24 protein-coding genes, 1 tRNA gene and 2 riboswitches are annotated in these 26,256 nt (G+C 67.4%); of the genes, 12 read left to right on the forward strand and 13 right to left on the reverse strand.

The window, feature by feature from the left end:
- Positions 1 to 44: 44 nt before the first annotated feature.
- The 12 genes from ABCS02_RS03880 to ABCS02_RS03935 all read left to right on the forward strand — a co-directional run bounded on the left by ABCS02_RS03880 (position 45) and on the right by ABCS02_RS03935 (position 16,769).
- Positions 45 to 734, forward strand: coding sequence for a metal-dependent transcriptional regulator (locus tag ABCS02_RS03880; protein ID WP_345834280.1), 690 nt, complete (start codon positions 45 to 47; stop codon positions 732 to 734).
- Positions 735 to 956: 222 nt separating this feature from the next.
- A complete protein-coding gene (locus ABCS02_RS03885; RefSeq protein WP_345834281.1) occupies positions 957 to 1,886 on the forward strand; it encodes a C40 family peptidase in 930 nt (309 codons plus the stop codon).
- Positions 1,887 to 2,018: 132 nt separating this feature from the next.
- Entirely contained in the window at positions 2,019 to 2,270 is a 252-nt protein-coding gene (locus ABCS02_RS03890; protein ID WP_345834282.1) for a hypothetical protein, read from the forward strand.
- Positions 2,267 to 2,764: an HNH endonuclease gene (locus ABCS02_RS03895; RefSeq protein WP_345834283.1), complete on the forward strand. Its 498-nt coding sequence runs from the start codon at positions 2,267 to 2,269 to the stop codon at positions 2,762 to 2,764. The genes ABCS02_RS03890 and ABCS02_RS03895 overlap by 4 nt, the downstream gene beginning before the upstream one ends.
- A 39-nt stretch (positions 2,765 to 2,803) precedes the next feature.
- Positions 2,804 to 2,875: transfer RNA gene (locus ABCS02_RS03900), tRNA-Arg, on the forward strand.
- 404 nt (positions 2,876 to 3,279) lie between these two features.
- Positions 3,280 to 4,020: a hypothetical protein gene (locus ABCS02_RS03905; protein WP_345834284.1), complete on the forward strand. Its 741-nt coding sequence runs from the start codon at positions 3,280 to 3,282 to the stop codon at positions 4,018 to 4,020.
- 978 nt (positions 4,021 to 4,998) lie between these two features.
- The gene (locus ABCS02_RS03910) at positions 4,999 to 5,760 is read left to right on the forward strand and encodes a hypothetical protein (RefSeq protein ID WP_345834285.1); all 762 of its coding nucleotides are present in this window, start codon (positions 4,999 to 5,001) and stop codon (positions 5,758 to 5,760) included.
- A 750-nt stretch (positions 5,761 to 6,510) separates the two neighbouring features.
- Entirely contained in the window at positions 6,511 to 8,481 is a 1,971-nt protein-coding gene (locus ABCS02_RS03915) for a class I SAM-dependent DNA methyltransferase (RefSeq protein WP_345834286.1), read from the forward strand.
- Between the two features lie 32 nt (positions 8,482 to 8,513).
- A complete protein-coding gene (locus ABCS02_RS03920) occupies positions 8,514 to 9,836 on the forward strand; it encodes a restriction endonuclease subunit S (protein WP_345834287.1) in 1,323 nt (440 codons plus the stop codon).
- Positions 9,837 to 9,950: 114 nt separating this feature from the next.
- Positions 9,951 to 12,896, forward strand: a complete 2,946-nt coding sequence (locus ABCS02_RS03925) for a DEAD/DEAH box helicase family protein (RefSeq protein WP_345834288.1) — start codon at positions 9,951 to 9,953, stop codon at positions 12,894 to 12,896.
- A gap of 760 nt (positions 12,897 to 13,656) precedes the next feature.
- A riboswitch (TPP riboswitch) is annotated at positions 13,657 to 13,762 on the forward strand.
- An 82-nt stretch (positions 13,763 to 13,844) separates the two neighbouring features.
- Complete coding sequence (locus ABCS02_RS03930) at positions 13,845 to 14,513, forward strand: ECF transporter S component (RefSeq protein WP_345834289.1); 669 nt, start codon at positions 13,845 to 13,847, stop codon at positions 14,511 to 14,513.
- A 12-nt stretch (positions 14,514 to 14,525) separates the two neighbouring features.
- Positions 14,526 to 16,769, forward strand: a complete 2,244-nt coding sequence (locus ABCS02_RS03935; RefSeq protein ID WP_345834290.1) for an ATP-binding cassette domain-containing protein — start codon at positions 14,526 to 14,528, stop codon at positions 16,767 to 16,769.
- Between the two features lie 19 nt (positions 16,770 to 16,788).
- On the opposite strand, the gene ABCS02_RS03940 is transcribed toward ABCS02_RS03935, so the two are convergent.
- The 13 genes from ABCS02_RS03940 to ABCS02_RS04000 all read right to left on the reverse strand — a co-directional run bounded on the left by ABCS02_RS03940 (position 16,789) and on the right by ABCS02_RS04000 (position 26,047).
- Positions 16,789 to 17,436 (reverse strand): TenA family protein, encoded by a 648-nt coding sequence (locus ABCS02_RS03940; RefSeq protein ID WP_345834291.1) that lies wholly within the window; start codon positions 17,434 to 17,436, stop codon positions 16,789 to 16,791.
- On the reverse strand, positions 17,433 to 18,242 hold the full coding sequence (gene thiD, locus ABCS02_RS03945; protein WP_345834292.1) for a bifunctional hydroxymethylpyrimidine kinase/phosphomethylpyrimidine kinase: 810 nt from the start codon (positions 18,240 to 18,242) through the stop codon (positions 17,433 to 17,435). Before thiD ends, ABCS02_RS03940 begins: the two co-directional genes overlap by 4 nt.
- Entirely contained in the window at positions 18,239 to 18,889 is a 651-nt protein-coding gene (gene thiE / locus ABCS02_RS03950) for a thiamine phosphate synthase (RefSeq protein ID WP_345834293.1), read from the reverse strand. The genes thiD and thiE overlap by 4 nt, the downstream gene beginning before the upstream one ends.
- Positions 18,886 to 19,692, reverse strand: coding sequence for a hydroxyethylthiazole kinase (thiM, locus tag ABCS02_RS03955; protein WP_345834294.1), 807 nt, complete (start codon positions 19,690 to 19,692; stop codon positions 18,886 to 18,888). The genes thiE and thiM overlap by 4 nt, the downstream gene beginning before the upstream one ends.
- Positions 19,685 to 19,785, reverse strand: a riboswitch (TPP riboswitch). Its footprint overlaps the gene before it by 8 nt.
- Before the next feature lie 54 nt (positions 19,786 to 19,839).
- Positions 19,840 to 20,400, reverse strand: a complete 561-nt coding sequence (locus tag ABCS02_RS03960; protein WP_345834295.1) for a dihydrofolate reductase family protein — start codon at positions 20,398 to 20,400, stop codon at positions 19,840 to 19,842.
- Positions 20,401 to 20,427: 27 nt separating this feature from the next.
- The gene (gene arfB / locus ABCS02_RS03965; RefSeq protein ID WP_345834296.1) at positions 20,428 to 20,865 is read right to left on the reverse strand and encodes an alternative ribosome rescue aminoacyl-tRNA hydrolase ArfB; all 438 of its coding nucleotides are present in this window, start codon (positions 20,863 to 20,865) and stop codon (positions 20,428 to 20,430) included.
- A 36-nt stretch (positions 20,866 to 20,901) separates the two neighbouring features.
- Positions 20,902 to 21,411 carry a DUF1990 family protein gene (locus ABCS02_RS03970; RefSeq protein WP_345834297.1) on the reverse strand — a complete coding sequence of 170 codons (510 nt, stop codon included), beginning with the start codon at positions 21,409 to 21,411 and terminating at the stop codon, positions 20,902 to 20,904.
- The gene (locus ABCS02_RS03975; protein WP_345834298.1) at positions 21,404 to 22,720 is read right to left on the reverse strand and encodes a hypothetical protein; all 1,317 of its coding nucleotides are present in this window, start codon (positions 22,718 to 22,720) and stop codon (positions 21,404 to 21,406) included. Before ABCS02_RS03975 ends, ABCS02_RS03970 begins: the two co-directional genes overlap by 8 nt.
- Before the next feature lie 72 nt (positions 22,721 to 22,792).
- The gene (locus tag ABCS02_RS03980; RefSeq protein ID WP_345834299.1) at positions 22,793 to 23,356 is read right to left on the reverse strand and encodes a TetR/AcrR family transcriptional regulator; all 564 of its coding nucleotides are present in this window, start codon (positions 23,354 to 23,356) and stop codon (positions 22,793 to 22,795) included.
- 58 nt (positions 23,357 to 23,414) lie between these two features.
- Entirely contained in the window at positions 23,415 to 23,768 is a 354-nt protein-coding gene (locus tag ABCS02_RS03985; protein WP_345834300.1) for an SPW repeat protein, read from the reverse strand.
- Between the two features lie 116 nt (positions 23,769 to 23,884).
- A complete protein-coding gene (locus ABCS02_RS03990) occupies positions 23,885 to 24,385 on the reverse strand; it encodes a histidine phosphatase family protein (RefSeq protein ID WP_345834301.1) in 501 nt (166 codons plus the stop codon).
- A 40-nt stretch (positions 24,386 to 24,425) separates the two neighbouring features.
- On the reverse strand, positions 24,426 to 25,184 hold the full coding sequence (locus ABCS02_RS03995; protein ID WP_345834302.1) for a class I SAM-dependent methyltransferase: 759 nt from the start codon (positions 25,182 to 25,184) through the stop codon (positions 24,426 to 24,428).
- Positions 25,181 to 26,047, reverse strand: coding sequence for an alpha/beta hydrolase (locus ABCS02_RS04000; RefSeq protein WP_345834303.1), 867 nt, complete (start codon positions 26,045 to 26,047; stop codon positions 25,181 to 25,183). Before ABCS02_RS04000 ends, ABCS02_RS03995 begins: the two co-directional genes overlap by 4 nt.
- Positions 26,048 to 26,256 lie beyond the last annotated feature (209 nt).

The raw sequence follows: 26,256 nt of genomic DNA on the forward strand, positions 1-26,256 counted from the left end.
TAGGCTCGTATCCGCAGAATCGCGCGGCCTGCACGGAGGGGTTCATGACCGACCTGATCGACACGACAGAGATGTACCTTCGCACCATCCTGGAGCTGGAGGAGGACAACATCGTCCCGCTGCGCGCGCGCATCTCCGAGCGTCTCGGCCACTCGGGCCCGACCGTCTCGCAGACCGTGGGCCGGATGGAGCGCGACGGGCTCGTCGTCGTCTCCGGCGACCGGCACCTGGAGCTCACCGACGACGGCCGCCGGAAGGCCGTGCACGTCATGCGCAAGCACCGCCTCGCCGAGCGCCTGCTCAGCGACGTGATCGAGCTGGAGTGGGAGTACGTCCACGAGGAGGCGTGCCGCTGGGAGCACGTCATGAGCGAGCAGGTCGAGCGCAAGCTCATCACCATGCTCGGCCACCCGACGGAGTCGCCGTACGGCAACCCCATCCCCGGGCTCGCCGAGCTGGGCGCGCCCGACGCGGCCTCCACCGAGAACCTGGTCAACCTGGTCGACGCCGTCCGCGGCCCCGATTCGGAGGTGACTGCCAGGATCCGCCGGCTGGGCGAGCCGGCGCAGGTCGACCCCGAGCTGCTCCTCCAGCTCAAGCAGGCCGGGGTGTTTCCGGGCTCGACCGGCACTTTCGCTGCGGCAGGCTCGTACGTCACCGTGCAGATCGAGGGCTTCGAGGCCGGCCTCGAACTCCCGAACGAACTCGCCGCGCACATCTTCGTCGACGCTTGAGTTCCGTTACCGTTTCGTTAAAAAGTGCGCCAAACGAAGTGACAAACGCCGGGTGGTCCCGTAGTCTCTTACGAGTTCGAACGGGCCAGAAGCCGGCCCAATAGGACCCCGACCGGGACGCTCCAACCCCCCTGAAGCCCGTCTCCCGGCCGGTGAACCGAATGCCGATCGCATCGGACGGGAGCAGCTCCCTAGTGCTGCTGGAGCGCAGGAGGTTGCACTTTGGCACACTCTGGTACGCCCGATCCTGCCCAGGACCGGACCCCTCAGGACCCGGAAACCACTGCTTCACCGACGTCGTCGACGTCCGCTCCCGGATCCCACCTCGTCTCCAGGCGGTCGCTCCGCACGGCGAAGGCGCCGGTCGCAGCCGCCCCCACGGCTGTCGCCAAGGCTCCCGCCCCGGCCGCGAAGGACTCCGGCAAGCCCGCAGCGAAGCGCAAGGGCGGCTGGATCCTCAACGTCGGCGTCATGACCGTGGCGACCGGCATCATCGCGACGATGTCGCTCCCCGCGTTCGCGTTCAACCCGAACGGCGCGGACTCCGCGAGCTTCGGCCCGAGCGCCGCCGACAGCATGAAGAAGGCGCAGGCGCAGTCCGTCGCCGTCGGCCAGGGCGTCAGCGCCTCCGCCGTCAGCCGCGACGCCGCCACCGCGACCAGCCAGCAGCAGCTCGACGCGCAGAAGGCCGCAGCCGCGGCGACCGCAGCCGCCGAGGCCGCCCGCCAGCGCGCCGCGGTCTCGCTCGCGAACTACGCCAGCTACTCCGGCCCGTCCGTCTCCGACTTCCTGGCCAACCCGCCGTACCCGAGCTTCAGCCTCGCGCAGGTGTTCTCGGTGGCGAAGCAGTACATCGGCACCCCGTACGTCTACGGCGGCTCCAGCCCGAGCGGCTTCGACTGCTCCGGCTACGTCATGTACGTCTACGCCCAGTTCGGCATCTCCCTCCCGCACTCGGTGTCGGGGGAGGCCGCCCGCGGCACCAAGATCTCGATCAACGACGCCCAGCCCGGCGACCTCATCGTGATGCCCGGCCACATCGGCTTCTACGCCGGCAACGGCAACATCATGGACGCCCCCGACTCGGGCCGCTCGATCTCGATCCGCCCGATCTGGACCAGCGACTACTACGTCGTCCGGCTCGGTATCTGACAGCCGAACCCGCGGTGAACTCTGCGGGTCACGCACCAGCGATGGCGCGCCACGAATAGGTGGCGCGCCATTTCTGCGTTACTCTGATGCCCTGGCGCAACTGCCAGGCAGCCGTGCAGATCGGAGCTTCCGATGGCCGAGTCGACCACCGTGCGGTCACCGAGGGTGACCACCGGGGTGGGTCGCGGCCTCAGCGCCGAGCGCGAGCTGCTGCCGCGCCACCGCGACTTCCTCGCCTGCCGCCACCATTTCGAGGCCTGCCACCTCCACCATGTGGCCTGCCGCCACCATGCCGCCGTCTTCCAGGGCGCTGTCCGTTCGGACAGTGCCCTTTTTGTTTCCCTGGCACCCGTTCGCCCCGTCCACCCGAAAGGACTCAGATGAAGACCCTGGTCCTCAACGCCGGCTACGAGCCCCTCGCGGTCGTCTCCTTCAAGCGCGCCATCGTCCTGGTGATGAATCAGAAGGCCACCGTGCTGTCGAGCGACCCGGCCCACCCGGTCTGGAGCATCTCCGGCCGCTACGACCGCCCGTCGGTGATCCTGCTGACGCGGTACGTGCGCATCCCGCACGGCCGCCAGGTGCCGGTCTCCCGCCGCGGTGTGCTGCGACGCGATGCTCACCGCTGCGGCTACTGCGGCAAGACGGCGACGACGATCGACCACGTCCTCCCACGCTCCCGCGGCGGCGCCGACAGCTGGGAGAACCTGGTCGCCTGCTGCCTCCGCTGCAACAACGTCAAAGGCGACCGCACCCCGGCCGAGATGGGCTGGACACTGAAACTCACCCCGCGCGCCCCGCACGACAGCTCCTGGGTGGTCCGCGGCGTGGAGGGCGGCCAAGCGGACTGGCAGGACTACCTGGGCGTGGCGGCGTGACGCGACGCCACCACGGCCTCCGGTAGTCTGGAAGGACTGGCCTCTGTAGCTCAATGGAAGAGCTGCTCCGTCCTAAGGAGAAGGTTGGGGGTTCGAGTCCCTCCAGGGGCACTCTTGTGATTCAGCAAAACCCCTGGTCGTGACCCTTTTTCGTAACATTAGAAGTCGCGGATTCTCGTTCTTGCCCACAATTTGCCCACACGGACTCCTGCGCAACTAGGAACCGCCAGCTCAGTCTGAAGGGCCCGGGGCAGCCCGGTCGTATAGCCGACATTGATTTAGCCGAATTTCGCACACGCGCGCCGACTCACCGGAACTTGAGAGTGGCAGCATTGACGTCAGTGTGAAAGGCGAAGCCGATCGGCGACGCGGATGTCATTTGCGGTTCGACATTGCTGGCAGAACGACGTCCGCTGCATCGGCGTCTATAAGGGTGATGCGAAGTAGGTGGCCTTGGGCTCGAGGGCAGCTGTTGCGTAAGGCGATGGCTTACCGAGTATGACTATGCTCGTGACATGCGCAGATGGTCTTCCACCTACCGCTTCTCGTGGACACCGATTATTACGTTCGGCGCGCGGCGCATACGGCTACTCGAATGGATTGATCGATCCTTCGAACCGACGGCGTTCACTGACAGCGAAGATCACGTGGGCTTCGCGCTCAGCAACCCGGATATCCGCATCACTCTTACCAGGAGCGGCGCGACCCTCGAGGATCGCAGTGTCACGGGAGACGCGGCGATGGCATTGGCCGCTTTGTTTACTGAGGCCTTGAAAATGCTCTCGCCCCAATCAGTGGTGCTTGCTTCCGCCTCCATCGCCTGGTCGGGTGAAATCCCGGGTGCGGACTATGAGGCGACGCGGTCAGGTTTTGCAAGCAGATTGTCGGGCATCGACTCATCGCATCCCGTACTGGTCGCACGGGATGCGTCCGTGCTCATGGACCTCGAAGGGGGAGATTACGAAGCTCAGGTAGAATGGGGCATAGTAAGCAGTGAGGAACTTGCCGAACGGTTGAGGGATCCATCGATATCGCGGGTCCGTCAAACACGAGGGGCCGGTGGTACCCGCCAGGTTCCTGCGGACCTGCCGGCTGTATCGCTATTCGCCGATGTATTGATTACACAGCCCCAGTCGGAACCGTTAGGCGACGAATTGGGTATCGAACCTGCGATCGACAGCGTTACGTTCCTTAGTAGTACTATCGCTAACGCATTGCGCGCTAGCGTTACAGGAGAGGTGGGAAGCGGATCATGAGTTCCGTGCCAGCTGTTCTTGTTGACAGCCAATCGAGAAGCGAATTCGAATGGGTGGAGATCAAGGCGCCTTCGAATGCCGTGATGAAGTCCGGCAACGCTCGAATTGTGTCCGCCATCGCACGTCTTCGGTCTGCGACTAGCGAATCTGCCACTGTGAGCGAAGACCTGCAGCGTGAGTCAACTGTGGGCGATCAGGCGTTTGCACAGTACGCGGCTGACCGCTGGGACGACTGAGGCTCGATCAATTAGGTGAACCCCACTCCGGCTCAGCGTCTCATTCACCGAGGTCAGATTTGGTGGGCGGAAGTTCCCTTTAAGGACGCCGCCAACTCGAAGATACGCCCGGTGGTAATCGTTGGTTGGTCTCCTCTCAAGGGTTTCGACGATCACAACATCTTGGTCTTGCCCGTGTCTACCTTCTCAAAGGGCGCTGGTACACCTCGTGGCGGCGATCTCCGCGTCAAAGGCGAAGAAGGCTGTTCACTTGACCAACAGCATGCGTACGTCCGTTGTCGACGTTTGATGTCCCTCGGACCGGAGGTGTTCCGCTGGGACAGCGGGCCTTTGGGGTCACTGACCAAGAGCGAACTCGACGCCGTTTATACAGAGATCGAGCGACTGTTCGCCGTTAGCTCGTTTGCAACTGTTCCCACCTGACAGGCGGCGCTCCACCCCTCAAATCAGCAATAGAGATCTCCGGCCACAGCAGTGTTGCTCGCAACCTTCTAACGCGCGAGCCGAAACGCTGCGATTCGGAGCGCTGGCTCCGCCGCTAGTATGCCAAGCTCGGACCGTGCGCGTCCGGAGTCGGCAACAGCCTAAGATTTCTGCCTATTGGTTGATCCCAACATTCTTGATTTCGGCGGCTATCGGCGCCTATTTCGCTATCACCCTGGTCACAGCGAACCTCGCTGGGTGGGGCTTATGGTTACGTGGCTTCGCGCAGAGTCCAGGCGCTGCTGCGTGTGCGGCGTTGGTGGCAGCAGCCATCGCGTTCATTGGGATTTCCAGGCAGGTATCCGTGTCGCGGGATACCGCACGAGCCGATGCGTGGTGGACGATGTTCGAATGGGCATCAGACCGAGCTATTCCTTCGCGGCTTGATGACCAGCCGCTACCAACCACTGTGACAATTAGAACGCTACAGCGACTCGCCGATGAAGCAACCTCCAGTACTCAGGAGGCGGCTTGCGCCGGTGTGATCGACGTTCTGACGAAGGATCTCGACTCCGCGCTAAGCGAACCGCTGCAGGGCCAAGACGACGGCGCCCCGAATGAACGCTCGGACTCGGCCTTAGCTGCGCTTGCCTCCTATGTCGAATCCAGTCGAGGCACACCTGCCGCGTCTGAGATCGCAGAAGCCCTTGTTTATGAGAACGATGTGACGAAGGCGCTCATTTCGCTTTCCTGGGAAGATCCTTCGGTTCGGATTTATCGGGACCCTCCGATGGGTTTCGATAACGGAGTAGATGCGATCGCTGAGAGCGACGGAAAGCGGGTTCTCATCCAGATAAAGCGCCCGAGTAGTCCTGACCGTGCACGCGCCATGGTCTCGAGAACCATCTCGGCTCTCAGATCGCGCGCACGGGAGAGTGACGCCCTGCTCATCATCACTCCCTACGCACCTCCGCTGCCGCAGGAGCAGGAGGCCGAGTTGCGTGCCGTGGTTGCCCAGTGGAATCAGCCAGAGGACAACGAATCTCTGCGATCGGCTCTTATACGCGCGACCACTCTCTGACTAAGCCATCAAACGATGGCTCGGCTCTCGCCCGCTTAGGAGACGCGCGGTGAGTTCTGTGGTCGGGCGTCGGAACGGATGCACGAGGTCAAATGCCCCGAACGAGGCTGCCCCCGCTTTCAAGAAGCACTCGGTCGTTGAGCCGATCGGCGGACGTTGGATACTTATGCCGATCTGTTCGAAGACGATCTCGGGTCGGTCCATCGCAAGGCGAGACGGAGGCTGTTCCACTTAGGTGCCTACGTGCATTCGCTCTTCATTTGGCTATTGCTCCATTGCCTCTGCCTCTTCTGCGCTTGGTTTATCCTCGTCACTTTTGTGTCGCTGGTGTTCGTTGCATCTTCGGTCTTCTTGGTCCTTCGTCCTCTGGTTTCTGTGCCCATCCTCTATTCCGCGGTTCGTCGTCTGGCGGTCCCCCGACAACGTTTCTCGGATGTGGACGATTACCCGGGCGCGAACAATGAGGTCGACTCCCACGCAGGCAGCTGGGCACGGAGCGACGGACGTGAGAGTTGCGTGAACTGCGGGAGCCCGCAACGAGCGCCGTTGTCACCGCACCTCAACACGCTTCATACGGTGGTAAGGCCCTTAGGCGCGCGGGGTGTCGCGGTAATCGGGTCGCGGCGACTGCGAAGATATAGCTGAGGACCTTCAACCTCATCGTGGAGGAATCCACTCGTTCCGCTCCGATACAAAGGCGGGCGGCCCGCAATCGTTGTAACACTGCCAGCACTATCCGAAGGACACTCGTTGCCGAACACCTCCATCAATCATGCGCGTCTCGTCTCGCTGATCTGGGGTATCGCCGACGACGTACTGCGCGACCTATATGTGCGAGGCAAGTACCGCGACGTCATCTTGCCTTTCACAGTGCTGCGCCGCCTCGACAGCGTCCTGGAGCCGACCCGCGACGCCGTGAGGGAAATGAAGCAGACCCTCGACGATGCGGGCATCGCCAACCAGGATGGTCCGCTCCGCCAGGCCGCGGGACAGGCGTTTTACAATCACTCCGGCTTTACTCTTCGGGATTTGCGCAATACGGCCAATGCCACCCGCCTGCGCCAGAACTTCGAGGCGTACTTGGACGGATTCTCGCCCAACGTGCAGGAGATCATCGACAACTTCGAGCTCCGCCACCAGCTCCCGCGCCTGACCAAGGCTGACGCCCTCGGCTCGCTGATCGAGAAATTCCTCAGCCCCGATTTGGATCTATCACCGACCGGCCTCGATAACCATGGCATGGGCACCGTCTTCGAAGAGCTGGTGCGGCGCTTCAATGAGGAGAACAACGAGGAAGCCGGCGAGCACTGGACGCCGCGCGACGCGGTGGGGCTGATGACCCGGCTTATGTTTGAGCCGATTGCTGACCAGATCCCCTCGGGCACGTACCGTCTTTACGACGGCGCAATGGGTACGGGCGGCATGCTGACTGTCGCTGAGGCGACGCTCAAGCAGCTCACGGAGCCGGCAGGTAAGAAGATCTCCACACACCTTTACGGCCAGGAGATCAACGCCGAGACCTATGCGATCGCCAAGGCGGACCTCATTCTGAAGGGTGAAGGGTCCGAGGCCGACAACATCGTCGGTGGGCCTGAGTATTCAACGCTGTCGAACGACGCGTTTGCCGGCCAGGAGTTCGACTTCATGCTCTCGAACCCCCCATATGGTAAGAGTTGGAAGACCGATCAGGACCGGCTGGGCGGCTCGAAGAAGATTATCGACCCGCGCTTCATCGTCACCCACGATGGCGACAGTGAATACTCACTCGTAACACGCAGCAGCGACGGCCAGCTGATGTTTCTCGCGAACCTGATCTCGAAGATGAAGCGGGACACCGAGCGCGGCTCACGCATAGCTTCCGTGCACAACGGCTCGTCGTTATTCACCGGTGATGCGGGCCAGGGCGAAAGCAACATGCGCCGCTGGATTATCGAGAACGACTGGCTCGAGGCGATTGTCGCGTTACCGCTGAAGATGTTCTACAACACAGGCATTGCTACGTACGTCTGGGTTCTCTCTAACCGGAAGGAAGAGCGCCGGAGGGGGAAGGTGCAGCTCATCAACGCCACCGACTGGTCGACCCCCTTGCGCAAGAGCCTCGGCGAGAAGAGCGTCGAGATCAGTACCAACGACGCCGACAAAGTTCTCGAAGCCTTCCGCGCGTTCGATCAGTACAACGACCCCGACCGGTCAAAGGTCTTCGAAGGCATCGATTTCGGTTACTCCAAGATCACGGTTGAGCGCCCACTACGCATCAAGGGCGTCGACCCGAACAGGCTATACACCGCCAACGAGATTAAGTCGCTCAAGGAAGTCAGCGTCCGCGACGAGGCCGCACCCCCGGTCATCAGGAAGGTCTTGCCGCACTCCGCGAAGCCGGATCCCCTGTATGGCCGCCATGAGGCAGTGATCGACGGTCGCACCCGGGTGGTCGAGTACGAGCCTGATGCGGACCTGCGCGACACCGAGCAGGTACCACTCAATGAGCCTGTCGGCGACTTCGCCGACGGCATCGAGGCGTTCTTCCGCCGTGAAGTCACGCCGTACGCGCCAGACGCTTGGATCGACAAATCAAAGACGAAGATCGGCTACGAGATCTCCTTTACGAGGCATTTCTTCAAGCCGGCTCCGATGCGAACGCTTGGCGAAATCCAAGCGGACATTCGAGCCCTCGAAGCAGAAACTGAGGATCTGATCGCCGAGATCGCGGGTGAGGGCTGATGTTCCGAGACCTTCCGCGGTACGGGAAGTACATGGATGTCGCCGTCGGGTGGACAGCAGATTTGCCAAGCCATTGGCGACTGGAACGAGGGAAGGCGCTCTTCGAGCGAGTGCAGCGCGAGCCAATCGCTTCAGATGGCGTCGTAACCTGCTTTCGCGATGGCGTGGTTACTCTCCGGAGTCGTCGCCGGACTACCGGGTTTACCGAGTCGCTGAAGGAAATCGGCTATCAGGGCATCAGAAAGGGTGATCTCGTTATCCACGCCATGGACGCGTTCGCGGGGGCCGCTGGCGTATCCGACAGCGACGGAAAAGGAACACCCGTGTATAGCGTCTGCGTACCTCGCCGGGACGCGAACGTGCATTACTACGCAGCCGTAGTGCGCGAGATGGCCCGGAGCTCTTGGATTCAAGCTCTCTCCAAGGGAATTCGCGAGCGATCGACGGACTTTCGATACGAAACGTTCGCCACGCAGGTTCTCCCAGTCCCACCAGTTGATGAGCAGTCGGCGATCGTGAAGTATCTTGCGCACGCGAACGCGCGCATCGGTACCGCAATAACCGCCAAGCGCCGCCTGATCGAGCTCCTGATGGAGGAGGAAAAAGCATCGCGCCGAGCCGTTATGGCGAATATCGACGCCCCCATTCTCCGGGCGAAGGACGTTTGCATTCGCGTTATCGACTGCAAGAACAGGACCCCCGAATACGTTGCCGAGGGCAGGCACCACGTCGTACGAACGACGTGCGTGCGTGACGGGCGGTTCTCAATGCACGGTAGCTACCCCACTGACGAAGCGAACTTTAGATTGTGGACCCAACGGGGGGCGCCGCAGGCTGGCGATGTCCTGTTCACTCGCGAAGCCCCGGCCGGCGAAGCTGCTCTTATGCCTGAGCGTGATGACCTATGTCTCGGGCAGCGGATGATGCTTTATCGCCCGGACCCCGAGAAGATCGTCCCGGAATATCTTTTGCGGGCGATTTACGACGAACCCGCCCGTGAGTTCATTAGCATCGCAACCAACGGGAGCACCGTCGGCCACTTGCGCGTCGGCGATGTTGGGTTGCTGCCGATCCGAGTTCCTTCGCTTGTCGAGCAAGGGGGGGTTGTTGAGAAGCTCAGGGCCGTCGCTGAGGGAACAACCAGAGCTGTAGAACGCATCGAGCGTGAGATTGCGCTGCTCCAGGAGTTCCGAACCCGTCTGGTCGCCGACGTGGTGACGGGACAGGTGGATGTGCGAGGGATCGCCTCCTCGCTCCTGGAGACTTCCGAGCCGGTGGTCGCGCTTGCCGCCGAGACAGACGAAACGTTGGCCGAAGTCGGGCTGGACACAGATGAATGGTCGAATGCCGTCTGACTGCGCTCGCCGCATCTTTGTGGGGCGAGAAAGAAGGATCGCGTCAGACTACGCGTGAGGTAACGGTCTCCGCCCCGCTGTGGGAGCGGGCCGGTAAAGAGCAGGGGAGTAGGCATGGGGAAGCTCAACGAGGAGAGCCTTGAAGCGCTCATCGTCAAGCAGATGGTGGTTGGCGGTTGGCACGAGGGCGCTCCTGCCGACTTCACGGCGTCCTACGCCATCGACCTAGGCCAACTCACCACCTTTGTCTCAGCGACGCAGCCACACCTTGTTGAGCCGCTCGGCCTAAATGTCGAGTCCCCGGCCCGACACAAATTCCTCGCCCGCCTGCAAGGCGAGGTCACCAAGCGCGGAGTCGTGCACCTTCTACGCAACGGCGTCGACCACCTCGGGCACCACCTCGACCTGTATTACCCGACGCCTACCGATCGGAATCTGCAGGCGGCCCAATCGTTCATCGCTAACCGATTTGTCGTGACCCGGCAGGTGCGCCATAGCGTGAGTAATGCCGCGGATGCCGTTGACCTAGTCGCCTTCGTCAACGGCCTGCCTGTGTTCACCTTCGAGCTGAAGAACAACATCACAAAGCAGACAGTCGAGGACGCTGTCGTGCAGTATCAGCGTGACCGCGATCCGCGTGACCCGCTTTTCGGCTTTGGGCGCACCATCGCGCACTTCGCGGTCGATGACCAGCGAGTGAAGTTCTGCACCGAGCTGAAGGGCAACGCGTCATGGTTCCTGCCTTTCGACCAGGGTTTCAACGATGGCGCGGGCAACCCGCCGAACCCAGACGGCATCAAAACCGACTACCTCTGGCGACGCATCCTCGCCCCGGCCAGCCTCGCCGGAATTATTGAGAACTACGCTCAGGTCACCGAGGAAAAGAACCCGAAGACCGGACGGAAGACGCGGAAGGCGATCTTTCCCCGGTTCCATCAGCTCGAGGTGGTTCGAAACCTCCTCACCGATGTCGCCGCTAACGGTGCGGGGCGCCGGTACCTGATCCAGCACTCAGCTGGTAGCGGCAAGTCGAACTCGATCGCCTGGCTCACCCATCAGCTGACAGAGGCCACGCACGACGGCAACATCGCGTTCGATTCGATCATCGTCGTGACTGACCGCATCATCCTCGACAACCAACTCACCAGCACAATCAAGTCGTTCCTGCAGGTTGGGTCCACCGTTATGCACGCCGACAAGTCCGGTGACCTACGTCGTGCGATTGAAAGCGGCAAAAAGATCATCATCACCACGGTGCAGAAATTCCCCTACATCCTCGACGACATCGGCGCCGGACACCGCGATCGTACGTTTGCGATCATCATCGACGAGGCGCACTCGTCCCAAGGGTCGAAGACCTCGGCGGCAGTCTCGCAGGCATTGGCCGCGGTCAAACTCGATGAGGGCGATGAAAGGCCTGATTACGAGGACCAGATCAATGCGATCATCGAGTCGAAGAAGATGCTGCCCAATGCAAGCTACTTCGCATTCACCGCGACCCCGAAAAACAAAACGCTGCAGATGTTCGGCGAGCCCGTGCCCCATCCCGACGGCACGATCGGGCACAAGCCGTTCCACTCGTACACCATGAAGCAGGCCATTCAGGAGGGCTTCATCATGGACGTTCTCGCTAACTACACGCCGGTGGACAGCTACTACAAGCTAATGAAGACAGTCGAAGACGACCCGGAGTTCGATGCGAAGCGCGCTTCGAAGAAGCTTCGGGCGTACGTTGAAGGCAATGAGCATGCAATAGCCCAGAAGTCTCAGATCATGGTCGAACACTTCCTCGACCAAGTGATCGCAAAGCAGAAGGTCGCCGGGCAGGCCCGCGCGATGATCGTCACCTCGTCCATCCCGCGTTGCATCGAGTATCTTTACGCCGTTCGCGAGGCACTCGCTGCGAGGAAGAGCCCCTACCAGGCGGTCGTCGCCTTCTCGGGGGAACACGAGTACAAAGGCGTCAAAGTCACCGAAGCAAGCCTCAACGGCTTCCCATCGAGCAGCATCGCCGATAACGTCAGGGAAGATCCTTTCCGAATACTAGTTGTCGCGAACAAGTTTCAGACGGGTTATGACGAACCCCTGATGCACACCATGTACGTCGACAAGACCCTTTCAGGTGTCCTCGCGGTGCAGACATTGTCTCGGCTCAACCGTGCACACCCTGCTAAGCGAGACACCTTCGTGCTGGATTTCGCCAACGACGTTGAGGCCATCACACGCTCCTTCAACCCCTACTACCGCACTACCGTACTGTCCGAGGAGACGGACGCGAACAGGCTGCACGACCTCGTCCGCGACCTGGACGCCTTCGGTGTCTACTCGCCCGACCATGTCGAGACGTTCGTGGCCCGTTACCTCGAGGGAGTCGACCGCGACAAGCTCGACCCGATCCTCGACACTTGTGTAGCCGAGTACATCGAGTTGCCCGACGAGGACGATCAGGTGAAGTTCAAGGGCGACGCGAAGGCGTTCCTTCGCACGTACAACTTTTTGTCAGCGGTACTGCCCTTTGGGAGCGTCGAGTGGGAGAAGCGGTCCATTTTCCTTGACAACCTAGTGCCGAAGCTGCCGGCTCCGAAGGACGAGGACCTCGCCGCGGGCATCCTCGAGAATATTGACCTCGAGTCGTACCGCGCCGAGAAGGCTCTAGCGATGAAGATCGTCCTCGACGACGAGGGCGCCGCGCTCGATCCGGTGCCCGCGGACGGTGGCGGCCACAAGTCGGACCCGGCGTTAGAGAAGCTTTCGGAGATCGTCAAGAGCTTCAATGACCATTTCGGCAACATCGCGTGGGAAGACGCGGACCGCATTCAGCGCCGGATCACCGAGGAGATCCCGCGCATTGTCGCCGAGGACGAGGCCTACAGGAATGCGCAAGCGAATGGGGACCCCGTTAACGCTCGTGTCGAGATGAACCGCGCGCTCGGCAAAGCCATGCTCAGCCTCATTGCAGACGAGACGCAGCTGTTCAAGGCATTCCAGGATAACGAGAGTTTCAAGCGCTGGTTGGAGGAGGCCGTGTTCAGGGCGACGTATAGGCGGGACGTGGCCTAATCCGACGTCGCCCCCACGTCCGTTTCCACACGAGCCGAGCCGCGTCTTCGCGAGCTCGTCTGCTTCATCGTCGAGGAAGGGAAGATCGTGCTGATTTCGACCACCAGGGAACTCTCATCGCCGAATAACTCCTGGCGCAAGTCCGGCACCAAATAATCGCCAGTGGCCAACACCGCGGCCGCAAACCTAAGACGGTCTAAACTGTCATCGATGTCCTGAGGCAGAATTGTCACCGATGTCCTGGCACAGCCTCCGTCAGAGATGTCCTGATACACCGTTCGTCAGAGATGTCCTGATGCAGAAACGTCAGAGACCTCTTGATACAGCTAATCCGCCGTGGCCAAATTTGCCCACACTCGGGTGCGTTCCTATGTGATCGCAGTCATCTCTAGGAGGTCAAAAAGCGCGGAATTCCGCGGATTTTGGAGCCTCGCTAGCGATAGTTAAAGGCTGGTCGCAGTTTTTGAGTCTCTCCAGGGGCACCTCGGCCGTCCGGGCGCCGCCCTCGACCGGGCCGCGCTCACGAAGTGGCCCCGACATCGTCTCGGGTTACGACGCGGGGCCAGTACTGACACACCTTGCATCGGCCCGTTGCGTGGCCGCAAGTAGACACGTTCGTCCACGTGGATCGGGACTGCGGAATGCGGATAACTCGGCCGATCCGGCGGTGTCGTCGTGGCCGTCGCGGGCGTGATCCCGCACTGCGTGACGCGCGACCAGAGCCGTGTTCTCCGGCTGCGCCGCACGCTGCTACCATCGTCCTGAACGACAGGGGAGCGCCCGAAAGCGCTGAGAGTGCGGCTTGCCGCTGACCCTCGGAACCTGCTCCGGTTAGCACCGGCGAAGGGAGTCGAATTCTGACATGCGAGACGTACGACGGATATCACCGCGCGCGTGCTGCGCTCCTCCTGTCCCCATCCACACTGCGGGAAGAGGAGCGCTCACGAGATGAGTGACAAGACGACGACGAGTTCGAGCACGGCGACCCGGACGGCCGGGAGGTACGTCCTTGCGCGCAGGCCGTTGGCGAAGTGGCGGGCCGTCGACCTGATCAGCGCTGCGATGATCGCGGTGGCCTTCGGGGTCGTGTTCTGGGCGTTCGACACCTTCGTCTATCCGGGTGTCTCGCTGGCCTCCGCTGCGTTCCCGCCGGCGGGCGAGCTCTCGCTCGGCGTGTGGCTGATCCCGGCGGTGGTGGGTGCGCTCGTCATCCGCCGGCCGGGCGCCGCCGTCCTCACGGAGCTCGTGGCGGCCAACGTCGAGCTTCTGCTGGGCAACCAGTGGGGCGTGGCAGTCCTGCTGTCCGGGTTCCTGCAGGGCGTCGGCGTGGAGATCGTCTTCGCCATCCTGCTGTGGCGCTACTTCGGGCTCGCGGCGGCGATCGGCGGCGGGATGCTCTCGGCGGCGCTGGAGATCGCGTGCTACGAGTGGTGGGCGTACGTCCCGTCGTACTCCTGGACGTGGAAGCTCGTGTACCTGGTGGCGGGGATCCTGTCCGGCGGCGTGATCGCCGGGGTCGGGGGCTGGGCGCTCACGCGGGCCCTCGCGCGGGCCGGGGCGCTCAACGCGTTCCCCGCGGGGCACGAGGTGCTCGAGCGTCGCGCCGGAAGGGCCTGACCGATCGACACCGTGACACGGGGAGCCAGCATCCGGTTCCGGAGCTTCTCCTGGCGGCCGGTCGGGCGCTCGGAGAGCGTCTTCGAGGACTTCTCGCTGGACATCGCACCCGGCGAGCGCGTCCTGCTCGTCGGGCCGAGCGGCAGCGGGAAGTCCACGCTGCTCCGGGCGATCGCCGGCTCGCTGGCGGGCCTGTCGGCGGACGCCCCGGACGGCGCGGACGGGACGGTGCTGGTCGACGACTCGGCGCCGGCCGCCATGATGACGGGGCTGCTGATGCAGGATCCCCGGGACGCTACCGTCGCGGAGACCATCGGCCGGGACGCGGCCTTCGGACTGGAGAACACGGGCACCCCGCGGGCGGAGCTCTGGGATCGCGTCCGATCCGCGCTCTCCGGGCTGAGTCTCGCGGGGGAGCTCGACCACCGGACGCACGCGCTCTCCGGCGGGGAGGCGCAGCGCCTGGCCCTGGCCGGCGCGCTCGTCTTCGACCCGCGCGTCGTCCTGCTGGACGAGCCGACATCGATGCTCGACCCGGAGGCGGCGCGCGCGGTGCGCCTCGCCGTCCTGGAGGGCGTCGAGGCCGCCGGCTCCACGCTGGTGGTGGTGGAGCACGACGCGGAGGACTGGCTTCCGTTCATCGACCGGGTCGTCGTCCTGGCCCCGGACGGCCGCGTCGTCGCCGACGGCGAGCCCGGCGAGGTGTTCGGAGGGCGGGGCGCGCTCACGGACCGGGACGCGGCGCCGACCGAGCGCGCCATCTGGGTCCCCGGAGCGCCTCCGCCTCCGCCTGCGCCGATCGCGGCGGAACTCCTCGCACCGCAGCTCCCCGCCACGCCGGGGGACGTCCTCGTGCGCGCACACCTCGGCGGACTCGACGTCGAGGTGCGCTCGGGCGAGCTGCTCGCCGTCGTCGGGCCGAGCGGCGCGGGCAAGTCCACCCTCGCCGCGCTCCTGGCGGGATTGCACGAGCCGGCGATCGGGGAGGTGCGGGCGGGAACCCCCCTCATCGTCGCAGGGGAGGACCGACCCGGTGCCTGGACATCCGAGGAGATCAGCCGGCGCATCGGCTGGGCTCCGCAGGACGCGGAGCTCGCCGTCCTCGGCGCCACCGTGCGGGAGGACGTCCGCATCGCCACCCGCCGCAGTGGCGGCACCCCGGAGGAGGTCGAGGCGCGGACCGACGACCTCCTGGACGTGCTCGGGCTCGCCGCGCTGGGCGGAGCGGACCCGCACCGGCTCTCCGGCGGCCAGCTCCGGCGGCTGGCCATCGCCGGCGCGATCGGCGCCCGGCCCGCGGTGCTCGTGCTGGACGAGCCGACGGTCGGGCAGGACCGCCTGACCTGGAGCGCGGTCGCCGGGATCGTCACCGCCGCGCGGGAGGCCGGCGTGGCGGTGGTCGTCGCCAGTCACGACCGCCACCTCATCGCCCTGGCCGACCGCACGCTGACGATCGAGCCCGGGAGCGCACACCGGATGACCCAGGGAGGCGGCGGGACGGGCCGGCCGTCGCTCGCTCCCGACCGGCCGGCGCGCTCCGGAGGGGGCCGCTGGGCGGCACGCTGCGGGCCGCTGTCGCTGCTCGGAGCCGCCGTCCTCCTGGTCATCGGCGCGGTCGGCGTCTCGTCGGCGCTGTCGGCGGCGGCCGGGATCGTGGCCTGGCTCGTCCTGGCCCCGCTGGTCCTGCGCGGCGTGCGGATCCCGGTGCGGCGGTTGATCCCCGGGCTCATCGCGGTGGCCTCCGTCGGCTTCTCGTCGTGGCTGCTGAGCCCGTCGCAGAGCCTCGACGTGGCCGTGACCGCTGGCCTGCGCATCGCGTTCTTCGTGTTCCCGAGCGTGGCGCTGGCCGGGCTCGTCCACCCGTCCGAACTGGGGGACCACCTGGCGCAGCGACTGCGGCTTCCCGCGCGCCCGGTCGTGGCGGCGACGGCGGCCGTGCAGCAGTTCGACCGGCTGACCGCCGACTGGGGCCGGCTGCGGAGCGTGCGGAGGATACGAGGCGTCGCCGCCGGCAGGAACCCGGTCTCCCGCGTGCGCGAGCTGGCCGGGCTGACGTTCGGCGTCCTGGTGCAGTCGCTGCGGACGGCAGAGCGGATGGCGCTGGCGATGGACGCGCGCGGGTTCTCGGCGGCGCACGAGCGCGGCTATCGTCGCACGTGGGCGGAGCCGGCGCCGTGGCGTGCCGCCGACACGCTGCTGCTCGTCGCGGCGGCCGTCGTGGCGTGCGTCCCCGCCCTGGTCGGCGTGGTGGCCTGACCGGGGCGGAGCGGGACGGTCAGACCGGCCACTCCTCGCGCCGCCAGGCGGCGTCCCAGAACATCCACTCGTAGCGCGACGCGGTCGTGAAGGCGTGCCGCATGCGTTCGAGGTCGGCGGCGGACGCGACCTCGGCGGCGGCGTCGACCAGCTGCCGGGCGGTCGCGGTGGCGGCGGAGAAGGCGGGGTCGCCATACGTGCCGATCCAGTCCGCGTACGGATGCCCGTCGAGGTCGCCCACGCGCTCCGCGAGTCGCCGCCCGACGTCGTCGTAGATCCAGAAGCACGGCAGCACACCGGCCACGACGACCGGGTAGGACGCCGTGGCCGTCAGCGCGAGGAGATACGAGGTGTACGCGGCGCACGTGGGCGACGCCTCGACAGCCGCGGCGTCCACCCCGTGGGATTCGTGGAGCCGGCGCTCGACCGCGACCGCGTCGGCGGCGGAGGCGCTCCAGAAGGCGAGGGCGCCGGGCTCGTGGGCGCGCGCGGCCGCGCTCGCGAGCACCTTCGAGTACGCGCCGAGGTAGGCGGCGTCCTGGGCGAGGTAGTGCAGGAAGGTCTCGGGCGGCAGCGTGCCAGGCTCCAGGCCGTCGAGGAAGGGGTGGGCGTCGATGGCGGCGCGGATCGGCTGGATGGCCTGCCACGCCTGTTCGGTGAAGGTCATCGTCCCTCCCAGAGCTGCGCGAAGTGGTGGACCGGGCCGTGCCCGTGCCCGATGTCGAGGCCGTCCGCGGCCTCCAGCGCGCTGGTGAGCCAGCTGCGGGCGTCGCGGACGGTGCTGCTCCACGATGGGCGCTGCGGCCGCAGGGCCGCCAGGGCCGACGAGAGGCTGCAGCCGGTGCCGTGGGTGTTCGCGGTGACGACACGCGGGCCGCGGAACAGCTCGATGCCCGAGGAGTCGGCCAGCACGTCCGCGACCTCGTCACCGGAGTCGAGGTGACCGCCCTTCGCCAGCACGCGCTGGGCGCCGCGGCGGACGAGCTCGCGGGCCTGGTCGGCCAGCTCGTCCACGCTCCCGGCCTCCGTCGTGCCCAGGAGGGCGGCCAGCTCCGGCGCGTTCGGAGTGACGACGGAGGCGAGCGGGAGGAGGTCGCGCATCGCCCGGACCGCGTCGTCGCGCAACAGCAGGTCGCCGCTGGTGGCGACCATCACCGGGTCGAGCACGACGACGTCGCGCGGCGTCTCGGCGAGGAACGCGGCGACCGTCTCGATGATCGCGGCGTTGGCCAGCATCCCGATCTTGACCGCGTCCAGCCGGACATCCTCGCTGAGCACGCGGAGCTGATCGGCGACGAACGGGGCGGGGACCTCGTGGATGCCGTACACGCCGGTCGTGTTCTGCGCTGTCAGGGCGGTGATGACGCACGCGCCGTACGCTCCGAGGGCGCTGAACGTCTTGAGGTCCGCCTGGATGCCGGCCCCGCCCGACGGGTCGCTGCCGGCGATGCTGAGTGCGACGGGAGGTCTCATGCGGACGCCTCATCCCAGGCGCTCCGGAGGGCCCGCGTCGCCCGTCCGACCTCGGGCCGCCCGCAGATCGCGCTGACGACGGCGATCCCGGCGGCTCCGGTCGACCTGACGGCCGCCGCCCGGTCGACGCCGATACCGCCGATCGCGACGCACGGCCACGGGCTGGCCTGCACGATCGCGCTCAGCCCGTCGACGCCGCACGGCGCTGCCGCGTCGGGTTTGGTGGTCTGGGCCCAGACCGGGCCGACGCCGAGGTAGTCGACCGTGCCGGACGGGAGCGCGTGTGCGGTCTCCACGTGCGCGAGGGTCTGCACGGACAGGCCCAGGTAGGCGTCCGGTCCCAGGAGCCCGCGGGCGTCGAGCGGAGCCAGGTCGCTCTGGCCCACGTGGGCGCCGTCCGCGCCGATGGCCGCCACGAGCTGCACGCGGTCGTCGACCAGCACCGGCACCCGCCCGCGCACCTCCGCGACGACCGCACGTCCCAGCGCGACGAACTCGTCATCGGTCGCGTCCGGGTCGCGGAGCTGGACCACGCTGACCCCGGCCGCGATGGCCTCGCCGACCGTGGACGCGACGCCGCGGTCGCCGCACAGCCGGGTGTCGGTCACGAGGTAGAGGGACAGGTCGAGCGGCGGGCGCGCCGTCATGCGACGCGGACCGCCGCGACCAGGCTGTCGGGCGTCAGGGCGGCCAGCTCGTCGAGCAGGCTCACGGCGAAGCTTCCCGGCCCCTGGCTGACGGACGCCGCCCGATCGGCTGCGACCGTGAGCACCGCGGTCGCGGAGGCGGCCGCCGTCAGGGGGTCGGCGCTGCCGGCGAAGGCGGCCATCAGGGCGCCGAGGGCGCAGCCGACGCCGGTGACCTGCGTCATCCACGGGTGCCCGTTGGCGATCCGGACGGTGCGCTCGCCGTCGGTGAGGTGGTCGACGGGACCGCTCACCGCCACGACGGTGCCGAAGGTGCGGGCGATCTCCTGGGCCGCCGCCAGCGCCGCCTCCGGGCTGTCGGTCGAGTCCACGCCCTTGCCTCCGGCGCCGCCGGCGAGGGCCATGATCTCGGAGGCGTTCCCGCGGACGATGGTGGGGGAGGAGCGCAGCAGTTCGAGGGCGAGCCCGGTGCGCCAGCGCAGGCCACCCGCGGCGACGGGGTCCAGCACCCACGGCGTCCCGGCCGCTGCCGCAGCGCCGGCGGCCGCGGTCATCGCGTCGGAGGTGTCGTCGTACGGGGTGCCGAGGTTCACCAGGACGCCGCTCGCGATGGGCGCGAACTCGGCCGCCTCGCGCGGGTTGTCGACCATCGCGGGGGCCGCCCCGACCGCGAGCAGGACGTTGGCGGTCCACTGGGCGACGACGATGTTCGTCAGGCACTGCACGAGCGGCGGCTGAGCGCGCAGCCCGCTCAGGGCGGCGCCGAACTCGGGCGAGTCGATGGCAGGGGAGGAAGAAGTCATGGAATGACGTCCCTTCGCTAGTACTAACCAGATCAGGTTCGACGGGTGTGTTCTCAGCCAGCCCTGGAGAGGGAGGCACCCCGCGTCATCGGCCAGTCTAGCGAGGGCGCGGCGGCGGACCGGCCGGGGCCGCCGCTCAGCACCGGACTACGTCCCCGGCCGGAACCGCAGCGCCGTCACCCCCGAGCCGAACTCCCGCCGCTCCACGAGTTCGAGCCGGATGCTCTCGCGCAGCCCGGCGAGCAGGGTCGGCCCGTGGCCGGCGAGGACCGGCTGCACCACGAACACGTACTCGTCGATCAGGCCCAGGTTCGCCAGCGCGAGGGGGAGGGTCACCCCGCCGACGAACAGGCCCTCGCCCGGTTCCTGCTTGAGGCGTTCGACCGCGTGCCGCAGGTCGCCGGTCAGCGGCGCGGCATTCCAGTCGACCTCGGTCAGCGTGCGGGACACCACGTGCTTCCTCGCCCGGTCGATGGCCTCGGCGAACGGGACTTGCGTCTCGTCCATCCACTCGGGCCACGCGCCGGTGGCCGGGCGGCGCCACGCGGACTCCATCATCCGGTAGGTCACCCGGCCGAAGATCAGGGCGTCGGCCCGCTCCAGCTCGGCGGTCCAGAAGCGCATCGAGTCCGCGTCGGGCGGGAGGCCCGCCTCGTGGTGGACGCAGCCGTCGAGCGTGACGTTGATGGCGTAGCGGAGGGGTCTCATCCCGTTCCTTTCGACAGGCGTGCGGGCTCAGTCCGTGGGAGGCCGACGCAGGCGCTTGACATCCGTGCGGCGCTTCTTCGCCTCCAGGCGCCGTCGGCTGGAGCCGAGGGTGGGCCGGGTCGGGCGTCGCGGTGGCGCGGGAGGCCGGAGGGCGTCGGCCACGAGTTCGGCCAGCCGGAGGCGCGCCGCCTCCCGGTTGCGCACCTGCGCGCGGTGCTCGGATGCGGTGATCGTCAGCACCCCGTCCACGATGCGGCCGCTCAGGCGATCGAGCAGCCGGTCGCGCTGTGCCGTCGAGAGGACGGCGGAGGCCGCCACATCCCAGAGGAGCTCCACCCGGGAGTCGGCGGTGTTCACACCCTGGCCGCCGGGACCGGACGACCGCGAGAACCGCCAGGACAGCTCGGACTCGGGGATGGTGAGTCCGGAGTCGACGCGGAGGCCGGGGCGGTGGACGGTGGGCATGGGTCCATCATCCTCTCACTCGTGGCGCCGAGCGGGTCAGCGCAGCGCGCGCAGGTACCGCCGCCGCGCCACGACCTGGGCGACGCGGAGCAGCGGATGCAGGATGCGCCACGGCTGCTGCGGCGCCGGACGCGTGAGCGAGCGCACGGTGAGCACGATGTCGCCGCCGGCGGTGTCGCGATGCACGACGAACGCCTCCTCGCCGTCGACGGGATGCCCGGGCAGCGTCCGGTACGCGAAGCCGACCCGGTCGTCCTCCTCGACGACGGCGACGACCTCGACCGGCTCGACGACGGTCACGCCGAGCACGCGCACGCGGATCCGCTCGCGCCGACCTTCGCGGACCGGCGCATCGGAGTCGACCAGGAAGCCGCTGCGTGTCTTCACCCGCCAGCGGAGGACGTCCCCGGCGGCGCGCCGCCAGTCGTCCTCTCCGCGGCCGACGACGGCGGAGACCTCGGAACGGCGGAAGGCCGGGTCGCTCGACGCCCAGGTGGGTGCTTCGGGCATCGTCATGGGTGCGCTCACCGGCTCGGCGTCACTCATCGGGGAACTCGATCACGCCGTCACGCGCGGCGGGATGGTGACCCGTGGCGATGTCCTCCTCGAGGTAGACCGTCAGGTATTCCCGGTCGATCGGTCGCCCCGCCGGGTCGAAAATGCGGTAGCGGCGGCGGTACAAGGCATCCGCGTACTCCCGGTGCCGGAACTCCACGGTGACCTGGGTCTCCGGCCAGTCCCCGCTCGCGCGGACCGCCAGGTCCCGGTAGGGGCTCTCGACACGGTGGATCCGGTCGTCGCGGCGCGTCCAGATGGTGTTCGGCCGCGCCAGCCATTCGAGCTGTTCCACCACCTCGCGCACGGCGGCCTGGATGCCCTCGGCGCTGAGCTGAGCGGGCGCCCAGTCGACCCCGCTGACGGTCGCCAGGTCGACGAGGTCGCGCGCGTCGGGCTCCGCGGCCTCGCCGGCAGTGTCGTCGTCCCAGCACTCCTCGTCATCCGCCGGGACTGCTTCGGCTTCGTGGTCGCCGACCGTCAGCGCCGAGGGCACACCATCGGTGAGGTCGACCGAGATGCGGCTCTGGGGGTAGGAGTAGCTGATCGAGTCGGTCTCCTGGTCGAGCGTCCCGACCGGGTTGGCCGGGAAGAAGGTGAAGACGGTCCGGGAGCCGTCCTGCGCGACCTCGGCGACCGTGCGGTCGACCGTGAGCGGGTCGACCCGCCCGTCGCCGCCGAACCGGACGAGTTCGACAGGCGCGGACGGCCCCGGCGCGGGAGGCGGAGCGAGTCGCGTCGCGGCTTCGCCGGGGTCACTGCCGGGCGCGGATGCGAACCAGCCGTACGAGTGCTCGCCCTCATCCTCGTCGCCGAGTTCGGCGAGTTGCGAGAGCGTGTAGACGCCGTCGAGCCGGCCGTCCCTGTGCCGCGGCAGCTCGCCCATACGCCAGTCGTCCTCGTCCTTCTGGAAGTCCTCCCACGACTCCACCGGAAGGTCCTCGCTGTCGAAGGACGCGGGCTCCTCGCCGTCGCCGTCGCCCGGATACGGCTCGGGGGCCGGCCACGGTGCGGGACTGGCCCAGATCCCCTCGGAGTCGGCGCCGATGACGGACAGTCGGCCGATGTCCACGCCGACCGTCGAACCGTCCACACCGATCCGGACCGCCGTGGACCACACCAGACCCGCCGACTCGGGGACGTACGCCTCGTACACGACCCACACCGCGTCCGGTGCAGCGACGAGGCGCGCGGTCGAAGCGCGTGCGGGCAGGGGCGCGTCGGGCCACGTCACGACGCGCTGGCAGTCGGCGCCGCGGAGGACGGCGACCGGTCGCTCCCTGTCGATGAGGAAACGCACTCCGCCCACCTCGACGGCGGGCAATGGATTCAGGTGAGGGGGCGCCACGCTCACACTTTAGGGCGCGAGCTCTCAGTCGGCCTGCAACCCCGCGCACACGATCTCCGCCAGCGCCGCCAGATCCTCCGGCCGCGTCTCGCCCGCGCCGTCCTCCAGCGGAGGCGTCGTCACGATCGCGCCCCACGCGAGCGCGGCCGCCCGCAGCCGATTCCCCCCGACCGGGATGCGCAGGCTCCCCGCCAGCACCTTCTCGATGGTCGCGTGCAGTGCCCGCCGGTGCGCGGCCAGCTTGGCCTTGACCTCCGGGTGCGAGTGCTGTTCGCGCCAGACGATCACGCGCAGCACGTCGGAGTCCGCCTGCACGCGGAACAGCTTCTGGCTCAGGTTCAGCAGCGAGCGGACGGGGTTGCCCGGCTCGATCAGCGGGTCGGGGTCGATCCGGCCCGGGCCGAGGCGCTCGCCGACCAGGGAGGCGAGGATGTCCTTCTTGGAGGGGAAGTAGTAGAACAGGAGGCCCTTGGGGACAGCCGCTGCGTGGGCGATGGCGGAGGTCGCGGTCGCGTCGAACCCGCGTTCGGCGAAGAGGGTCTCGGCCGCGTCGAGGATCCGGGTGCGCGCGTCCGTCGGCTGGTCCACGTGTGTCCTTCCCGTGGTGTGCGAGGGGCCGGAGGCCGGCCCCTCGCACATGGTCGATCTAGTGCGTGGCCTGCGGGTGATGCATCTTCATCGCCGGTTGCACGGCCAGGAGGCCGGCGGCCAGGGCGACGACTCCCGCGATCCAGGAGGTCCAGGCGGCGGCGGCGTTCGAGGTGTAGTTGCCCACCCACGGGGAGGCGATGAGCAGGACGCCGAGTGCGACGTGGATCCACTCCATCGAGACGAGGCCCGGCATGGCCAGGCTCCACACTCCCGCGGCGACCAGCAGCACACCGAGGACGAGCATGATCGGCAAGGACGCCCCGGTGGGGGCGATCCAGATCGTCGACAATGCGACATACAGACCGGCGGCGACGGCCACCCAGTCCTGCCAGCGAATCCACTTCTTCATCGACACCAACATCCTTTCGTCAGTCGGCTCCCGATCTGGGGGTCGGGCCTCATTTTAGAATTGATTGACCGCCCGGTCAATGCAGTTGTGACGCGGTGGAACAGGGCTCGGGAGGGTCAGCTCAGGTCGCGTCCGTCGGCTCGTCCCGCAGCGCGCAGCACCGCGGACGCGGCGTCGAGCCCGGACCACGGTCCGTCGACGCCGAGCTCGGCGATGCCGGAGGTGGGCAGGGTCACGTCCTCGCCGGCGAGCAGCGAGGCGAGCTGCTCCATGCCCGGGTTGTGGCCGACCAGGATCAGCGTGCGGACGTCGGCCGGCGCCTCCCGCACGATGTCGAGGAGCCGGTCGGCGGAGGCCGCGTACACGCGCTCATCGAAGACCACGGGAGGGACGGGGGCGAGCTCGGCGGACACCAGCTCCCAGGTCTCACGGGCGCGCTGTGCGGGCGACACGACGGCGAGGTCGATCGCGCCGACGTGGCCGGCGAGCCAGCGACCCGCGAGGGGAGCCTGGGCGTGGCCGCGCTCGGCCAGCGGGCGGTCGACATCGGGGAGGGCGCCGGACCAGTCGGATTTGGCGTGGCGGAGCAGGACGAGGGTGCGGTCGGAGGTGGTCACGGTGTCAGTGTGGCGCACGCGCCGGTGCGTTGGCATCGACTCACTCCTGCCCGCGGACGATCAGCACGCTCGTGGTGACCTCCTCCATCATCGCCTCGCCCCGCAGCGGCTCCAGGAGCGCCGCCAGCTCCTCCATCCGGGTCAGCTGGTCGGAGCCCAGCGCGCTGCCCAGATGCCCGATCACCCAGTCCACCGTGACCGGGTACGCGGCCGTCCACGTCAGTACCTCGGTGGTGAGGCCCAGCGCCGTCGCCATGTCGCGGCGCTCCTCCAGGGCCGACGAGTCCGTGCGGCAGTTGCCGGTCACCGGACCGTACAGCGACTCCAGCGCGTTCCGCACCGTCCGCTGCCACGGCGCGGGTCCGAGCCAGAGCGGCGGGCCCTGCGTCACGACGGCGACCGCGCCGCCCGGGCGAACGAGCGCAGCGGCGTTCCGCAGGGTCGTCGGCTCGTCCATCCAGTGGAGGGCGTTCCCGATCGTGACCAGGCCGATCGGGGCAGCGAAGGGGACTGCGAGCAGGGCCAGATCCCGGTCGTCGCCGAGCACGCACACAACCCGCTCGACGCGGCGGGCGCGCAGGCCCGCGAGCATGTCGGGCTCCGGGTCGATCGCGACCACGGCGGAGCAGTGCTCCGCGAGGGGCACCGCGAGCTGGCCGGTGCCGCAGCCGAGGTCCAGGGCGATGTCGCCGGCGCTCAGGCCGGTGGCCGCGACGAGCCGCGCTGTCTGGTCGGTGGGGAGGTCGCGGCGGTATCCGGCGTAGTACTGGGCGGTGCTTCCGGCGAAGTCGCTTCTCACGACCCGTCGAGCACGTCCCGGAGGCGGGCGGCGAACTCCCGGGGCTTGCCCGGGTAGCCGGAGTCCTCGGCCGCGAAGCCGCCGTGGTGGCTGGGGAAGACGACGGGCGACGTCCCGAGCAGGTCCGCCAGAGCGGTGGAGGTGCGGCCGGTGAAGATGCCCTCCGACTCCTCGCCGACGGCGACGACGATGCGGGTCGGGGCGGCCTTCAGGGCGTCGATGTCGGGGCGGTAGCCGGTGATCGCGACCGAGCGCTCCGAGAGGAGGGGATCGGTGCGGGTTCCGTCGTCGGCGGAGGGCATCCCGAACATCGCGGGGTCGGGGGCGGGGAGGGCGAAGTAGTCGTCGGTGAACTCGCCGCGCCACGAGGTCATCATCACGAACGCGGCCATGCCCGCGCCGAAGCCGTTGGCGTCGTAGGCGGCGTGTACGGCGTCCAGACCGCGCTGGGCGGCGTCCGCGTCGGGAAGCACGGCCGGCAGCGGAGGCTCGTGCGCGACGAGGGTCCGCACGTCCCCGGGATGGGCGGTCACCAGGGCCAGCGCGGTCACGGCACCGCCGCTGCTCGCGAACAGGTCGACCGGGCCGGCGCCGAGCGTCTCGATGACGGCGTGGACGTCCTCGGCCTGCGTCGTGGGGGTGTTGGTCACCTCGCCGTCGCTGCGCGTACTCCGGCCGAGGCCGCGCGGGTCGTAGGTGACCACGACACGGTCGGGGAGGTAGGAGGCCAGGGCGCGGAAGCCGCTCGCGTCCATCGGCTGGCCGATCATGACGAGCGGGGGATGACCTCCCTCGCCGGCCTCCGCGTCCGCGACGTCGTAGACGACCTCGGCTCCTGGCGTGTGGATGGTGCGCGTTTCCATGACGGACTCGTCTCGGTCGGCGAACGGGTGATGGTGTGGATCGTACGCGCTGGGCCACGCTCCGGCCACCCGCGGCCGCACCGACTGGCGCCGCCGACCGGGACGCCGCCCACCCGAGGATGAGCGCCTCCGTCTACCCGAGAACTGGGGCGGCCGCCAGGCTTCGAGTTCGCTGATCCAGGCCGTCCACCACAGGTCGCCGACCTACG

The organism is Microbacterium sp. X-17 (genome assembly GCF_039615055.1).

Bases quoted from the DNA above. Each gene is read 5' to 3' on its own strand.
- ABCS02_RS03880 (WP_345834280.1), top strand. From the start codon at position 45: ATGACCGACCTGATCGACACGACAGAGATGTACCTTCGCACCATCCTG.
- ABCS02_RS03890 (WP_345834282.1), top strand. From the start codon at position 2,019: ATGGCCGAGTCGACCACCGTGCGGTCACCGAGGGTGACCACCGGGGTG.
- ABCS02_RS03895 (WP_345834283.1), top strand. From the start codon at position 2,267: ATGAAGACCCTGGTCCTCAACGCCGGCTACGAGCCCCTCGCGGTCGTC.
- ABCS02_RS03905 (WP_345834284.1), top strand. From the start codon at position 3,280: ATGCGCAGATGGTCTTCCACCTACCGCTTCTCGTGGACACCGATTATT.
- ABCS02_RS03920 (WP_345834287.1), top strand. From the start codon at position 8,514: ATGGATGTCGCCGTCGGGTGGACAGCAGATTTGCCAAGCCATTGGCGA.
- ABCS02_RS03925 (WP_345834288.1), top strand. From the start codon at position 9,951: ATGGGGAAGCTCAACGAGGAGAGCCTTGAAGCGCTCATCGTCAAGCAG.
- ABCS02_RS03930 (WP_345834289.1), top strand. From the start codon at position 13,845: ATGAGTGACAAGACGACGACGAGTTCGAGCACGGCGACCCGGACGGCC.
- ABCS02_RS03940 (WP_345834291.1), bottom strand. From the start codon at position 17,436: ATGACCTTCACCGAACAGGCGTGGCAGGCCATCCAGCCGATCCGCGCC.
- thiD (WP_345834292.1), bottom strand. From the start codon at position 18,242: ATGAGACCTCCCGTCGCACTCAGCATCGCCGGCAGCGACCCGTCGGGC.
- thiE (WP_345834293.1), bottom strand. From the start codon at position 18,889: ATGACGGCGCGCCCGCCGCTCGACCTGTCCCTCTACCTCGTGACCGAC.
- thiM (WP_345834294.1), bottom strand. From the start codon at position 19,692: ATGACTTCTTCCTCCCCTGCCATCGACTCGCCCGAGTTCGGCGCCGCC.
- ABCS02_RS03960 (WP_345834295.1), bottom strand. From the start codon at position 20,400: ATGAGACCCCTCCGCTACGCCATCAACGTCACGCTCGACGGCTGCGTC.
- arfB (WP_345834296.1), bottom strand. From the start codon at position 20,865: ATGCCCACCGTCCACCGCCCCGGCCTCCGCGTCGACTCCGGACTCACC.
- ABCS02_RS03970 (WP_345834297.1), bottom strand. From the start codon at position 21,411: ATGAGTGACGCCGAGCCGGTGAGCGCACCCATGACGATGCCCGAAGCA.
- ABCS02_RS03985 (WP_345834300.1), bottom strand. From the start codon at position 23,768: ATGAAGAAGTGGATTCGCTGGCAGGACTGGGTGGCCGTCGCCGCCGGT.
- ABCS02_RS04000 (WP_345834303.1), bottom strand. From the start codon at position 26,047: ATGGAAACGCGCACCATCCACACGCCAGGAGCCGAGGTCGTCTACGAC.